This window comes from Pseudoalteromonas sp. HF66 (assembly GCF_011806445.1).
GTDB lineage: Bacteria > Pseudomonadota > Gammaproteobacteria > Enterobacterales > Alteromonadaceae > Pseudoalteromonas > Pseudoalteromonas apostichopi.
Genome location: NZ_JAATOU010000004.1, coordinates 26,557 through 41,362 on the forward strand (window position 1 = coordinate 26,557; position 14,806 = coordinate 41,362).

Below are 14,806 nucleotides of genomic sequence, written 5' to 3' on the forward strand. Positions count from 1 at the left end.
CTCTTTTCTAGCCTAAAATTTTTTCGAGAGTGTATGAAATTGCTCTGTTTAAATCAATTGCTCATTGAAAAACACCAATGTGCGTTGCCATGAAAGCTCCGCCTGCCTTTCATCATAACGCGATGTGGAGTCGTTATGAAAACCATGATTTGCTTGTTCATACATATGCATAGTGTAAGGCACTTGATGGGCTTTTAAGTCGCTCTCGTATTCTGGCCATGTTGCATTAACGCGGTTATCAAACTCAGCTAAATGCACTAGTAGAGGGGCTTTGATGTTTTGTCTGAGCTCTTTGACTGCGGGTGTTCCGTAGTAGGATACGCCTGCATTAATTAGTTTGCTATCAACTGCTGCTAGGTAGTTGACCATATAACCACCAAAGCAAAAGCCTACCGCACCGAGTTTGCCATTACTATTTGGGTGTCTTTTTATATATTCAGCTGCGGCGATAAAATCTTGTTGGATTTTTTGTTTATCCATAGAGCGCTGCATTGCACGCCCTTCATCATCGTTGCCAGGGTAGCCACCAAGAGGGTGTAATGCATCTGGCGCAAAGGCAATAAAACCGGCTTTGGCAAGGCGACGAGCAACATCTTTAATATAAGGGTTTAAGCCTCTGTTTTCGTGGATCACTAAGACTAATGGGTGCTTACCGGTTAAATTAGCGGGTTCGACTAAATAACCTTTTCCTTCGCCATGACCTTTAAACGAATCAAAGGTTTTATAGCTGGCTTTAATATCAGGGTCATTAAAGGATACTTGCTCAGCTAATGCGTAGTTTGGCAGTAAAGCGCTACTTAGCATTGCCATTGAATAACCAAGGGCTGCTAAGCCACCAAGCTTTTTCATAAAGGTGCGGCGATCCATTAAGCCATGGGCGTATTCATCGTACCAATCGAAAGCTTCTTGGGGAATGTGGTTATGGCGTTGCTCAGTCATACTTATATCCTTTAAAAACGAGTTAGGTTTATAACTTTAGCTGAAATATCAGCGATTAACAGCCAATTGCTTTGTTTGCATTAGTACATCCATAAAGCGGCGCTGCCAAATAGCCTTAAAGGCTTTGTTAAATAGGAATAAAAATATTAGCGGCATTAGCAACAGCTTTAAAATCAGCAGTGACAAGATATTCAAAAAGTCGATAAATAAGTCTTCGACGGCAGCCACCATGTTGCTAATGCCAGAGGTAACGGTATCAATAATTTTACTCACCTGTGACGATTGGTTTTGATTGAGTGATGCGTTAAGGTTTTCTAGTTGCTCGTTTAAGGCGTCTTTGTCTAGGTTAAGCGCTCTTTGTTGCGCGAGTACAGCATTAAATTGCTTTGTTAATTGCTGCTTTTTATCAAGTAGTGGCTTGGCTTGTTCAAGCTCAGTAAAAGTGAGTCTTTCAGACAAGCTGCGGGTTGCTTGAATCGCTTCTATTTGTGTTTCGATCTCTGCCAAATCACCTTTGAGCTCTGTGGCTCGCTGGTGGTTTTTAATTTGCTGTTCATTTAATAGCGATAACTTGTCGAAGATAGTTTGTTTTTCACTATCGACCTCAGCTTTTAGCTTAGCCGATAGGGCAGAGGCATTATTTGCACTGCTATTAACAGTCTCTACTTTTTCGCTCACAATTTCACTTTGCTGGTTTATTTGCTCATCTAAGAATATCTGGCTAACGAGGCCTGTTGTAAGCACCACCGCAGGTACTAAAAAGCGAATTAAAATCAAGCTTGCCATAATCTTATGACGTACGTTAGGCAAATAATTACGCCATTCACAAATAAAGTAAGCGACAACTGAAACTGTAAATACACCGCTAAAAATAACTCCAGAAGAAATGGTGTATAAAATGCGCTGTAAGAATAACGAGCCTATCGCAAGGCGCATGGCATCCGACATGTATTCTGCTAAGTCATTTACTGGGTCAAGAAGCTGTGCAGGTTGAATACTGGCAATACCAATGCCCACTTCGGCTGATTGCAACAGCGATATAGCAGCATTGACTGTTCGAGATGAAGCATAGACAAGTGTTGATTGCACAAGGGCGCTGTCGATAAAGCGCATGATGAAATGGTTATAATGCTCTAGCCAACAAAAAAGTAGCAGTATTGAAAGAGATAAATACTTGATAAGATGTTGCTTAGTTAGCATAACGCCCCCCGACAGTTTTTACGCTTACTCACGCTACACTATTCATAGTCGTAGAAGCAATCTAATAGGATTGAATTATTTTGCCGCTTAACTGTCTATGAATTGCTATTAATCGTTTTAGAGGAAATATGAAAGAACCTGCATCAATTGGTCAGTGCTGTATTGAAGATTTAGATCCCGTGCAAGACTTAGGTCGCTTAGTCTCTTATTTACGTTCAAACCTCGTTACTCACCTTGATGATGCTTTAGAGGATAAAGAGCTAACGTCGGCCCAATATATTGTGGTTGTGCTACTTGCGCGTGGTAAGGTAAATACCTTGGCTGAGCTTTGTGAGCACATGATGTATGACCGTGGCGCTATGAGTCGGTTACTTTCTCGTTTAGAAGACAAGGGCTTGGTTGCTAAAAAGCAGTCAGTTGAAGATCGCCGTTCAACTCTTTTATGCCTCACGAAAAAGGGCCAACAACTCTATCCTGAAATTTTACCAACCGTAAATGATATCTATCGCAAAGCACTTACAGGCTTCTCTGATGATGAGCAAAAGCAACTCGCAAGCTTGCTGTTTAGAGCAATTCATAATTTAAAAGCATAAATTTCTCTAAGCGGTACATTGTCGCTGTTAGAGCATTTTGATAATATAGTTGCCTAGGCATTTAATTTTAACAAGTCCGGGTTGTTATGTTTGAATCATCTTTGCTCGCGCAGCTTCACGCGCAATTTCCAGCTCATCAATTTAGCCCAGAAGGTTTGTCGGTTGTTCATACAGGCCGCTTTGCTAATGCCATTGTTTATCGTTACAAAGATGCGAAATTTGATTTAATTATTAAAGACTTTCAGCACAGCCCATGGTGGGTGAGAAAAACTATCGCGCCGCTTTTTATCAATCAGGAGTACAAGGGGCTGGCACGCCTGCAAGACGTAGACGGAGTGGTCGATAACTTTTGTCGTTTGTCATCTATTGCCATTGTTTACGATTTTATAGAAGGCACGCCACTTCGTCAGCTTGCCTTGCAACAGCAGCATTTACCGAGTGATTTCTTTAAAAAGTTTGAGCGTTTAGTTGCAAAAATGCACCGCCGCGGCGTGGTGCATCTGGATTTACGTAATTTGGGAAATGTGATTTGTTCAAAAGACGGTAAGCCTTACATTATTGATTTTCAGTCAGCGATTCGCTTTGCACGCTTTCCGCGTTGGTTACAGCGTTTTATGCGTGGTGCTGATATGAGTGGGGTTTATAAAGCGTGGCAGAAGTTAGCCAATGATTCATTACCACAAACGAAGGCTGATTATTTACACGACTTTAATCATGTTCGTAAGCGTTGGATTTTTAAAGGTTATCCCATACAACGCGCCTACTTATGGTGTAGTGGGGCAGTAACTCAGATACTCAACTCTGACTTTATTCGCAGTATATTAGATAGATTATAAAAAGCGCGCTTGCACGCGCTTAATGGGGAGAACTAGTATTTAGGCCAGCCATTAGCATCCCAATTAAGGGTGCTTATGAGCAATTTTGGCGTGCCATTATCACCTGCATCATAGGCATGACGAACAATCACATCGGTATTTAAAATGTCTTGTCCTCCTGGGCCTACCCATTGGCTATTACCCGCATCAAGAATGCTGCCGCCGCTGGCTAACATGTTGATGCCATTTTTATCTAGATATGGACCACGAATGTCAGTAGAGCGACCGTAAGCAATGCGGTATGTACTATTGGTACCATCACAGCATTTACCAACCGAAACAAACAAGTAGTAGTAGCCCTGGCGATACACTATGGTAGGTGCTTCGATCCCACCTGAGCGACTAGCTAACGAATAGATTTGGCCAAATGGTTTCATGGTCATCGGGTTAATACGTGTGAGTTTAATGCCCGAATTCCATGAGCCAAAGGCAAGCCAAGGTGCACCATCTTTTGCCACTACAAGATCTGGGTCGATGGCGTTGTAATTATTGCTACTGGTGGTATTGATTACTAAACCATCATCACGCCAATCACCTGTTGCCACACTACTTGCAGAAGTAAGGCCAATAGCACTAACACGTGAACCAAAGGTCGAAATAGAATAATAAAGCCAGCTGCGGCCATTGTAGCTTTTTAATTCAGGCGCCCAGACATCAATTCCATCATGATCTGGCACGTAGTTACTCCACCAGCTTAAACCATTTGAGAAAATCGGTTGCGCATCATTCCAATCTACACCGTTGCTTGAATACTTACCGTAGATACCTGGGCCCGTTTGAAAAACCCACCAGGTGCCATTTTCATAGCCAAGGGTTGGATCGTGGGTGACTAAATTACCTGTAAGTGGCCAGTGATCTGCAGTGCCATTTGTCGTTGATGGATCAAATGGTGTTGATTCAACATTAGCAAGCTTGGTTAGTTGCCATTGCTGCGCATCGCTGCCGTTGTAGCTCCACTGGCTAATATTCGCTCCATCGTTGCCATCAAAAGCATATAAGTCGAGTGCTTTACCACTGTGATCATTTATGAAGCTGTAGTAGCCGCTACCTTCATTATTAATTTGCCAATGTTGACTGGCAAGATTAGCGTATTCATATTGCACAACATTGCCACCATCGGCAGTTGAGAAGTCAAACACTTCGAGGGCTTTACCACTATTTAGATTAATAACAGAATAGTTGCTGCCACCTATGTTGGTAATTAACCAGCGCTGAGTATCGTGATTAGTGTTAGCCCATTGACTGACATTCGCACCATCATTGGTTTGTGCGCTGGCAACTTCAACAAACTTAGCACTGTACTTTGATTTAATCGTGTATACGCCATTATCAATCGCATAGGCACAGGGAAGTATCAGTGTTGATGCAAAGCTAAGCGCAGCGAGCGCTTTTTTTGAAAGTATCATTGTGTCTCCAAATCATTGTTATTGAGCTTTCCTTGTGTGTTCTGCTCCTTGGATGAGTTTTGATCAACACCAATCAATTAATAGCAGTGGTGCAGATTAAAACTATTTATAATACTTTATTATATTATTACCTTTGTAAAGGTTTTAGTGGGAATAATTAACAAAAAATTTACTTTCAACTGTTTTAGAGGGGGCGAAAGTGTTTTAAAGAGATACAAAAAAACCACTCAGTGAGTGGCTTTTCGGATGTTATTGAGTAATAAACTGACTGGGAATATCCCATTTCAGGGTATGTAGTTGACCTTGCCAAGTTTGAATGGTGATCCACAGTTTATCGTCTGCTGAGATGGTTTTTGGGGCAATAGCATGGGCATGCTGACCATGATTTGTACCATGCATTATGCCTTCTTCATCTTTGGCAAACTCAGTCAGTGACAAAGGCGCTTTACCAATATTTAGGTAAGCCTGGCGGATATTGCTGATGTCACCTTGATTAAAAGCAATAAAAAAATCTTTTACGTATTCATTGTGGTGTGAGTAAGGAGCATCTTCATTGAGCGGCATCGGCGCGATTTTATATTCACCCGCTTGTTGCTCTTGCCAAAGAGCAGGAAACTGGGGATTTAATGATTGATAAATAAACCATACAGGCAAAGCTAGTATTACAGCATGCAAAATGTACTTTTTACGTTGCCACCAAGTTGCTTGTAAACGAGCCATTAGTTTGCCTCCTGAACATTATTTACTGGCGCAGCTTGGCGCGCTTTTACCGGTTTGCTATTAACTAATTTAGCGGCATACATCATAAAACCTGTGATTGACATTCCACTTAAAATTAAACCAAAAATAAACCAAATAACTTTTGTCCAAAGACCGCCAATATTACCGTAATGCAGTGGATCAGCGATATGCGACAGGGTTTGTAAAGCGTTCATCGTCTCTGGGCTTTTGCTTACTGCAATTTCACCAGTCCATGGATTGACTGATGTTGAGTAGGCGTAGTTATCATAGAAAATAGTATCGCCACTTCCCATGATGTTAAACATGCCACGGTTATGCTCAGGGAGCATCACATAGCTTGCTTTGAAATCTGGGTATTTCTCTTTGGTAATCGCTAATGCCGCTTTTAAGTCTGTAGGCGGTGTTTGTTTATCTGCAGGTAAGGCTGACACAGCCACTAGCGGTGCGTGCTCTTCTATGTCTATTTCGTTATGCCACATGATGGCTTGTACTAAATACCACAGGCCAGTCAAAGCCATCACAGCCATAAACCAAATTGACCAAACGCCACTTAGGGTATGTAAATCTTTTAGAAAGGTTTTTTTACCTTGGTTAAAACGTAGTTTTGGCTGACTAAATGCGCGCCAAAAGTTTTTATAAATCACTAAGCCTGTTACTAGCGCACCTAAAATGACAAAAGCCATGGCGCTGACTAGGTAGTAACCTACGCTGTAACCTTCTTGCCAAGGGAAGAATAGCCAGCCGTGTAGGGTACGCATAAATTCAATAAAAGAGATCGTGTCATTAACCGCTTGTACTTCGCCTGTATATTGATTGACGTAGGCCACAGCATAAGGTTTGTCAGTATCGGTGAAAATAACAGCATTCACCAGATAAGGCTCATAAGTGAGAACACTCATCACATCAGCTGTAGGGTAGGCTTTTTCAACGCTACTAATAACTTGATCAACACCTAGTGCTGGTAAGTCATTTGGGTTGTTTGCACGTGCTTCACTGTTAGTGAGCCAAGTAAGCTCATGGCTTATCACAGACACAGTACCTGTGATACAGATAAAGCAAAATAGCACCCACAAAGGGAGCGAAAACCAACCATGTAGTTGGAACCAAAGACGTTTACTCATGGTAAAAATAGCTCGACGTTAATTGATGATAGTAATTGTTATCATTTAAATTGTACTACAATGTTTTAAACAAACACAATCACTGTCGTCGAACTAGTAAAAAGGCTATTAAGCGCCTTTTTCGGAATTTTGATTCAGGGTAACAATCCGTTGTGGGAAAGGAATTTCGATATCCGCCCCCTGAATTGCTTTAAATACATTGCGGTTAACCGCTAATTTAGTCTCTATAATTTTGGTGGTTGGCACCCAAAAGCGATAGCTCAAGGTAACACCGCTTTGTGCAAAGCGCTCAATACCTACTTGTGCGTGAGGAGAGTCACTAACTAGCTCATGATCGTTTAAGACTTTTTCGATAAGCTCAATAGCTAGGTCAGCATTTGCATCATAAGCTATGTCTATTTCGCCTTTGACTAGTGAATAGCTAAACGAGTTATGTAAAATCTCGCCAACAATATGTTTGTTAGGAATGGTGATTTCGACTTTTTCTTCGTTAATAAGAATCGTGTGGCCAAGCTCAATGGTTTTAACTTGTCCGCTTACTCCTTTCACTTCGATAGTATCGCCAACGACAAATGGCCTTGTTGCAATGATCGCAAGACCAGCGCCGTAGTTTGAGAGCATGCCTTGCATTGCTAAACCTGCACCTAATGATGCGGCACCAATCGCTGCCACAAAAGGCGTGACGCTAATGCCTATTTTACCAAGGGCAATAACTAAGAACATGATGATCAGCAATACTTTTATGACATTACTGACAAAGTTGGTGAGGGTGATATCGATATTATGACGCTGCATGAGGCCAGCCACCATATTCGATACTTTTTGCGCAATCCATAAGCCAAAAAATAGAATTAAGATGGCACCTACAATTTGCATGCTATAGGTGACTAAATATTCCATTATCAGATTGTAGTATTTTTCGACTTGTTGTATTTCTGAGTCAATCATGTGTTTTCCTAACAAGGTTACTGCGAGCGTTGACTATACCAGAATATGCTGAATAACAGGATAGAGTATTGGCACTATAATAGCGCTTAGTAGTGCGCTTAATGCCATAGCTACAGAGGCAAAGGCGCCAGCTTTTGGCTGATCAGCAATCAATGACGCTGTACCAATGGCGTGACATGCAGTGCCAATGGCAACGCCTTTTGCTTGAGCGTTGCGAATATTTATCAGCGAGAAAATCAAATTACCAAAAATAGCCCCTAATACGCCAATAAAGATCACCATTGCTGCGGCCAAAGAGGGAATGCCCCCCAGTGATTCTGTCACTAATAAAGTGATCGGTGTCGTTACTGACAAGCTGGCAAGTGATGCACTTAACTGCGTGGGTGCGTCAAAAATATAGCATATTAGCGATGCTACCAGCGTCGCATTGAATACCCCTAAACTACAACTTATAAGAATTAATAGTAGGTTCTTTTTTACATGTATAAATTGCTGATAAAGCGGTAAAGCTAAAGCCACAATCGCAGGCTCAAGTAACCAACTTAAAATTTTACTGTGTTCGGCAAAAGGTGCATAAGGGAGTTTAAATATCACTAACAGCGCCGCAATTAAGACAATTGCCCAGCACACAGGGTTGCTAAGTGCTTTAGGAATGGCATGGTGTGCTTTAGAGTTCAAAAAGCGTAACACTAAGAAAAGAGCAATAATAAAAGGAACGCTTAGCCACCATAAACTAACTGTCATTTTCACGTCCTTTAAAGTAAGCAATAACAGAGCCTATTAGTAAAACACTGGTCAGTGGCACTACAAAAAAAATAGTCAGTAATAAAGGCCAATTCTGTGTAATTAAACCTAGGTGCTCAATAATGCCAACCCCAGCTGGGATGAAAAATAACGGCATATAATTAAGTAAAGGGCTGGCTGTCGGTTTTAAGTGTTGTTCTTTCACTAGGCCCGTTAACAGTAATACAAGCAGTAACACCATACCTAGCAATGGGGCAGGGAAAGAGCTTTCAAGCAAAGCCGTCAAATATTTAGCAACGGCTAAACAGCCAAGAATAATGATACTACTGATGAGGTATTTCATGAGTCAGGATGATTGCGAATAAAGTACAACTACATCATACCCTTGTCAGTTGTACTATGCGACTTTAGCTTACCATGATTTTGCATTATTAAATTTGATGTCTTCAGCGCCTTTCGCCTTCGCAATAGCCTTTTTGGTATTAGGGTTCATCAGTAAACGAATTTGACTCCATGTTTCTTTAGCGAGAATTTTGCGCTGCTGTGAGCGATAGCTTTGCTGAGTAATTCGTTTAATTGCAGCAAGGGTATCCGGCGAGCGGGCCATCAGTGTTTCGAGTACAGCGTCTGTTTGTTTATCAATGTCATCAGTTAGTTGCGTAACTAAGCCATATTCTTTTGCGTCTTCAGCCGAGATAGGGCCTGCATGACTTGCCAACCAAAGAGCTTGGTCGCGTTTCATCAAGCCAGCAAGTACCACGTTAGCCCCCATATCTGGGCAAAGGCCCCAACGCGCTTCCATGATGGCTAATTTGGCATTTTTATCGACGATGCGGTAATCAGCACCGAGTGCGATTTGCATGCCGCCACCAAAGCAATGTCCGTTAATTTTAGCAATCACTGGAATACTTAAATCTTGCCAACCTAACACGACTTTCTGCGCTAGGTTTTGGTTTCCTGGTAACCATTTGAATAAGAGTTTGACGATATTACTCGGCTTTTTCATCACCGCAGCAACATCTAGCCCAGAGCAAAAGTGTCCACCTTCGCCAGATATAACGACAGCGCGCAAATTGCGATCGCGTTTAATTTTTTTTATTACGTTTGAAAGCTCAACAAACATAGCAAAACTTAGTGCATTTTGTTTCTCGGGACGAACAAGGCTAACCCATGCGACTTGTTGTTTTATTTCTAGTTTTATCATGGTAACTCCTCTGACCTGTTTGCTAGAGCTTACGAGTTAATTACAACTAAGTAAAGAATTGCTGATGTGTCGCAAGGAATCACTATATTTTCCAAAAATGGGTAACCTTGTCATATATTTAGTTACAAATTGATGTATATTTTTAAAACAAAGATGCTAGTTCATAGCTAGTTTGGTTTTGTGAATAGTTAGATACTTTCACAAAATCCCATGACACGACTAGACTTAGCTTTAAGTCGCGCTACAAGGAGTAAAAATATGCTGATGCGCAACACAGCTCGCATAACTAAACAATCATCTCGTTCTTTGGCTTTTGCTGCTTTTTCAGTAGCTTTAACAACCACAATGGTTGGCTGTTCAGATGATAAAGCACAACAACAAGCTACGCCGCCACCGGCCGTATCAGTATTTAATGTCGTCACACAAGAAGTTGGTAATTACCGAGAATTTGTTGCGCGTACTGAAGCATTCCAAGAGGTCGCAATTAGAGCCCGAGTTGAGGGGGAATTAATAGAACGTCACTTTAATGAAGGCTCGTCTGTTGAAAAAGATCAGCTTTTACTAAGGATTGACCCATCTGAATATCGCTCAACGGTCGCAGAAGTTGAAGCTGACCTGAAAAGTAAAATTGCTGCAGCGGATGCTGCTGAACGTGATTTAAAGCGCGGAAGAGATGTGGCCGCACAAGGTTTTATTTCACAATCAGACCTCGATAAACTCACTACTAACTTTGAGCAAACGGCTGCAGCTGTCAAAGCGGCTGAGGCAGAGCTTGAAAAAGCAAAGCTTAATTTAAGTTATACTGATATTCGTGCACCGTTTGCAGGGCGTATTGGTAAAGTAAATTATGATGTTGGCAATATTGTTGGTCCATCATCAAATGAACTCGCAGAGCTTACCGATGTTGACCCAATTTACGTGAGCTTTCAGGTTGAAGAAGCAGATTACATCTCTTATCGCCAGCAACATCAAGCACCTTCAGATAAAGACCCTCGTGATGTGCCCATTGACTTAACTTTGCGTTTACCGAATAACTCGACATTTCCTGACAAAGGTGTACTGGATTTCGCAGATACTAAAATTAATCGAAACACAGGTACGGTTGAGCTTAGAGCTGAATTTGATAACCCTGATGGCATAGTTATGCCTGGCTTATTTGTTACCTTAATCGTTGAAAGTACCAATAAACAGGAGCTGGCACTCATTCCTCAAGTAGCGGTACAAGAAAACCAGCAAGGTAAGTTTGTACTTGTTGTTGATGATGAAAATAAAGTTGCTATGCGTATCGTCAAACTTGGTCGTCGCATTAATGCTATGTGGGTGGTTGAGTCAGGCTTAGAAGCTGGTGAAAAAGTCATAATCGAAGGTTTACAAAAAGTTCGCCAAGGTGTTGAAGTGAAAGCGGTTGAAAAAAACGTCGATGAGACAACTGGCACTATTTCTAGCAAAGCTAACTCTTAGGATTGAGATATGATCAGTAAAACTTTTATATCTCGCCCAAAGTTTGCCTTGGTAATATCGATTGTTATTACTATTGCGGGTTTAATTTCAATGGCATTGTTGCCAGTGAATATGTACCCGCAAATTACACCTCCGCAAGTTCAAATTAGTGCCAGTTACCCAGGTGCAAGTGCACAAATAGTTGAAGAGTCGGTGATCAGGCCCATAGAAGAGCAGGTTAATGGTGTTGAAGATATGATGTATATCGAATCAACATCTTCTAATAACGGTACGGCTAATATAACCGTGTACTTTAAGGTCGGAACAGACACAGATATAGCCCAAGTTAACGTACAAAACCGCGTCGCACTCGCTGAAGCAGGCTTACCTGAAGAGGTGAAACGCCAAGGTGTGTCGGTTAAGAAAAAATCGAGCTCGATGCTACTGGGTATTAACTTATATTCGAACCAAGAAAATATCGACGCAATTTTCTTGAGTAATTATGCGACAAACTATTTAACAGAGCCATTAGGGCGTATTAATGGAGTTGCATCTGCTGAAGTAATGGGCGAGCAAACTTATTCTATGCGCTTGTGGTTACGCCCTGATCGGATGGCATCACTTGGATTAACGGTGTCAGAGGTTCGAGCTGCGTTGCAAGAGCAAAATACTATAGTCGCTGCGGGTAAGCTTGGTGCTGCGCCTTCTGAACCGAGTCAGCAGTTTGAATATTCAATTCAAGCTAAAGGGCGCTTAAAAACCCCTGAAGAATTTGGTCAAACCATTATTCGCTCAAGCAAAGATGGCAACTTTGTACGCTTAAACGATATTGCACGTATTGAATTAGGTGCAGCAAGTTACAGTACAACAGCAAAGCTAAACCAGCAAGACACTGCGTTTATTGTTATTTATCAGCTGACAGAAGCGAATGCGACTCAAGTTGCTGCTGATGTAAAAGCACGTATGGCAGAGCTTGCTAAACAGCTACCGGATGGTGTTGAGTACTCAATCCCTTACGACACAACAGAGTTCATCAATCGTTCTATTGACGAAGTGGTTATTACTCTTGTTCAAGCGGTCGGCTTGGTTATTTTAGTCGTGTTTTTATTCTTACAAAATTGGCGCGCTACGCTTATTCCAACGGTTGCTATTCCAGTATCGTTAGTGGGGACTTTCGCGTTTATGATGATGATGGATTACTCCATCAACTTGATCACTTTATTCGGTTTAGTCCTTGCAATAGGTATTGTTGTGGATGATGCCATTATTGTAATTGAAAACGTTGAGCGAATACTTAAAGAAGAAAAATTGCCAATTAAAGAAGCGGTCACAAAAGCGATGGAGCAGGTATCGGGGCCGATAGTGGCAACGACCTTAGTATTGCTTGCGGTGTTTGTGCCTGTTGGCTTTATGCCCGGAATAACAGGGGAGCTTTATAAACAGTTCTCGGTGACTATTTCGTTTGCGGTACTCATTTCTTCTTTAAACGCACTGACATTAAGCCCAGCTTTGTGTGCTTTATTGTTAAATGAAAAAGCCATGAAGCCGATTAAATGGTTAGCGCCTTTCGAAAATATTATTACTCGCTCGACCAGTGGCTACAGTAAGGTTATTCAATTTATCTTAAAACGCACAGCAAGAATGGCGCTGTTTGCAGTGGTTATTTTTGCTGCGGCAGGGTGGTTGGTGAAAACAGTTCCTACGGGCTTTGTTCCAGCAGAAGACCAAGGATTTCTTTTTGTTGATGTGCAATTACCTGATGCCGCAGCAAGCGGTCGTACTAAAGAAGTGATGCACAAACTGGGTGATATAGTGAAAAATGAACCTGCCGCAACCGATTTTATTGCGGTATCTGGCTTTTCATTACTAGGTGGTGCAGGTTCTAATAATGCTTTGGGTATCGTCGTGCTCAAAGATTGGGAAGAGCGTACAAGTCCGGAGCTTGGATTACGCGCGGTACTAACGCGTTTAATGGGTCAGTTTTGGGCTATGCCAGATGCGCAAATCATGGCATTTAATCCCCCTTCAATACCGGGTCTTGGCACGAGTGCTGGCTTTGAGTTTAGATTACAAGACAGCGAAGGGCGTGAACCTGCTGAGCTTGCACAAGTGTTAAATGGCCTGATTTATGAAGCCAACCAGCGTCCAGAGCTTTCTAATGTTTACAGTACATTTAGAGCGAACGTTCCACAGTATTTTCTTGAAATTGACCGTAATAAGGCAAAAGCTCAAGGGGTAGCGCTTAGTGATATTTTCTTAACTTTACAGGCGCAATTAGGGTCGTTATACATTAATGACTTTAACCAATTTAGCCGTACTTACCGCGTTATCATGCAGGCGGAAAGCCGTTTTCGTCAAAACCCTGCAGACTTGCAGTACTACTATGTACGAAATGATGAGGGGGCAATGGTGCCGCTCACCACTTTAGCTAAACTTGAGCCAATTCTTGGCCCAACAAGTTTGACCCATTTTAATTTATATCGCAGCGCCAGTATTAGCGGACAGCCAGCAGCGGGTTATGCCAGTGGTGATGCTATTAAAGCAATGCAAGAGTTGGCTGAGCAGCTACCAACGGGCTATGTCTATGAGTGGGCTGGGCAATCGAAACAAGAGATTGAAGCCGGAAATATGGCGCCCATCTTGTTTGGCTTAGCGGTGGTGTTTGTTTATCTATTCTTAGTAGCGCAATACGAAAGTTGGACAATTCCGTTCTCGGTAATTGCAGCGGTACCGCTGGCGTTATTTGGCGCCATGCTTGCGCTATATGTGATTGGTATGGAAAACAACATCTATGCGCAGGTTGGTTTAGTGCTCCTGATTGGTCTATCCACCAAGACCGCTATTTTAATTGTTGAATTTGCTATGGAAGAGCGTGCGGCAGGTAAAAGTATTTTTGAAGCGGCTCTTAACGCTGCAAGATTACGCTTTAGGGCTGTATTAATGACGGCACTCTCGTTTGTGCTTGGTGTATTACCGCTGGTGTTTGCAAGTGGCGCAGGGGCAGGTAGTCGTATATCGCTCGGTATTACCGTGTTATTTGGGATGCTAGCTGCAACCATCTTTGGCACCTTGTTAGTTCCGCTATTTTATACATTAGTGCAATCAATGCGTGAAAAAATAAAAGGCACAGCGAGTTCAGAGTAAAAATTCTTAAAATTACAAAAAAGTCAGGGTAACCTGGCTTTTTTTTTTGGTAAAACTCAAAAGAGGTTTGTTATCATAGCCGAATTCAAAGCGATACACATGTGCAGAGGTTTAAGGAATGGCTGGTCCACGCTTATACAGTGAAGAAGAAGTAACTCATCAGGCTTATGATATCTTTTTAGAGTTAGCGCCTGATAACTTAAGCGAGCAAGATATTGCTTATTTTAACGAGCACAGAGAAGAGCTTGGCTTTATTGAAGAAGGTGAGCCTGACGAGCAGTGGCAAGATTTTGTTGCACTAGAAATTGAACCTGAGCTGTTTGTGCAAGTCTTAGTAGGGCTTGAATTCGACAATCAAGATATTTTATTTGCGAAAATATTAATTAGCCGAGACAAAGATGCACCGTTTTGCCACATCCTATGGAAAGATAGCGAATAACTCTCCAGCCGA

14 protein-coding genes are annotated in these 14,806 nt (G+C 41.9%); 5 read left to right on the forward strand and 9 right to left on the reverse strand.

Annotation, left to right across the window (positions count from 1 at the left end; translation table 11 throughout):
* Positions 1-48 precede the first annotated feature (48 nt).
* A complete protein-coding gene (locus tag HCZ11_RS05675) occupies positions 49-939 on the reverse strand; it encodes a dienelactone hydrolase family protein (protein ID WP_167657882.1) in 891 nt (296 codons plus the stop codon).
* Positions 940-987: 48 nt separating this feature from the next.
* Positions 988-2,139 (reverse strand): hypothetical protein, encoded by a 1,152-nt coding sequence (locus HCZ11_RS05680; RefSeq protein WP_167657883.1) that lies wholly within the window; start codon positions 2,137-2,139, stop codon positions 988-990.
* A gap of 128 nt (positions 2,140-2,267) precedes the next feature.
* Between HCZ11_RS05680 and HCZ11_RS05685 the strand changes: the two genes are divergently transcribed.
* Both HCZ11_RS05685 and HCZ11_RS05690 read left to right on the forward strand, forming a co-directional pair.
* The gene (locus HCZ11_RS05685) at positions 2,268-2,732 is read left to right on the forward strand and encodes a MarR family winged helix-turn-helix transcriptional regulator (RefSeq protein WP_130052158.1); all 465 of its coding nucleotides are present in this window, start codon (positions 2,268-2,270) and stop codon (positions 2,730-2,732) included.
* 86 nt (positions 2,733-2,818) lie between these two features.
* The gene (locus HCZ11_RS05690) at positions 2,819-3,568 is read left to right on the forward strand and encodes an RIO1 family regulatory kinase/ATPase (RefSeq protein ID WP_167657884.1); all 750 of its coding nucleotides are present in this window, start codon (positions 2,819-2,821) and stop codon (positions 3,566-3,568) included.
* 32 nt (positions 3,569-3,600) lie between these two features.
* On the opposite strand, the gene HCZ11_RS19705 is transcribed toward HCZ11_RS05690, so the two are convergent.
* The 7 genes from HCZ11_RS19705 to HCZ11_RS05725 form a co-directional block, all read right to left on the reverse strand.
* Positions 3,601-5,013: a family 43 glycosylhydrolase gene (locus tag HCZ11_RS19705; protein ID WP_167657885.1), complete on the reverse strand. Its 1,413-nt coding sequence runs from the start codon at positions 5,011-5,013 to the stop codon at positions 3,601-3,603.
* Positions 5,014-5,262: 249 nt separating this feature from the next.
* Positions 5,263-5,733 (reverse strand): hypothetical protein, encoded by a 471-nt coding sequence (locus tag HCZ11_RS05700; RefSeq protein WP_167657886.1) that lies wholly within the window; start codon positions 5,731-5,733, stop codon positions 5,263-5,265.
* Positions 5,733-6,884 carry a PepSY domain-containing protein gene (locus tag HCZ11_RS05705; RefSeq protein ID WP_130052154.1) on the reverse strand — a complete coding sequence of 384 codons (1,152 nt, stop codon included), beginning with the start codon at positions 6,882-6,884 and terminating at the stop codon, positions 5,733-5,735. Before HCZ11_RS05705 ends, HCZ11_RS05700 begins: the two co-directional genes overlap by 1 nt.
* 99 nt (positions 6,885-6,983) lie before the next feature.
* The gene (locus HCZ11_RS05710) at positions 6,984-7,823 is read right to left on the reverse strand and encodes a mechanosensitive ion channel family protein (RefSeq protein ID WP_130052153.1); all 840 of its coding nucleotides are present in this window, start codon (positions 7,821-7,823) and stop codon (positions 6,984-6,986) included.
* A 33-nt stretch (positions 7,824-7,856) separates the two neighbouring features.
* On the reverse strand, positions 7,857-8,567 hold the full coding sequence (locus HCZ11_RS05715) for an LrgB family protein (RefSeq protein ID WP_167657887.1): 711 nt from the start codon (positions 8,565-8,567) through the stop codon (positions 7,857-7,859).
* Complete coding sequence (locus HCZ11_RS05720; protein ID WP_130052151.1) at positions 8,557-8,910, reverse strand: CidA/LrgA family protein; 354 nt, start codon at positions 8,908-8,910, stop codon at positions 8,557-8,559. The genes HCZ11_RS05715 and HCZ11_RS05720 overlap by 11 nt, the downstream gene beginning before the upstream one ends.
* 69 nt (positions 8,911-8,979) lie before the next feature.
* Entirely contained in the window at positions 8,980-9,771 is a 792-nt protein-coding gene (locus tag HCZ11_RS05725) for a crotonase/enoyl-CoA hydratase family protein (RefSeq protein WP_130052150.1), read from the reverse strand.
* Positions 9,772-10,029: 258 nt separating this feature from the next.
* Here HCZ11_RS05725 and HCZ11_RS05730 point away from each other — a divergent pair, with 258 nt between their 5' ends.
* From HCZ11_RS05730 to HCZ11_RS05740, 3 genes are all read left to right on the forward strand, one after another.
* The gene (locus HCZ11_RS05730; protein WP_240701327.1) at positions 10,030-11,232 is read left to right on the forward strand and encodes an efflux RND transporter periplasmic adaptor subunit; all 1,203 of its coding nucleotides are present in this window, start codon (positions 10,030-10,032) and stop codon (positions 11,230-11,232) included.
* Between the two features lie 9 nt (positions 11,233-11,241).
* Positions 11,242-14,355 (forward strand): efflux RND transporter permease subunit, encoded by a 3,114-nt coding sequence (locus HCZ11_RS05735; protein WP_130052149.1) that lies wholly within the window; start codon positions 11,242-11,244, stop codon positions 14,353-14,355.
* A gap of 118 nt (positions 14,356-14,473) precedes the next feature.
* A complete protein-coding gene (locus HCZ11_RS05740; protein WP_130052148.1) occupies positions 14,474-14,794 on the forward strand; it encodes an HI1450 family dsDNA-mimic protein in 321 nt (106 codons plus the stop codon).
* Positions 14,795-14,806: the final 12 nt, after the last annotated feature.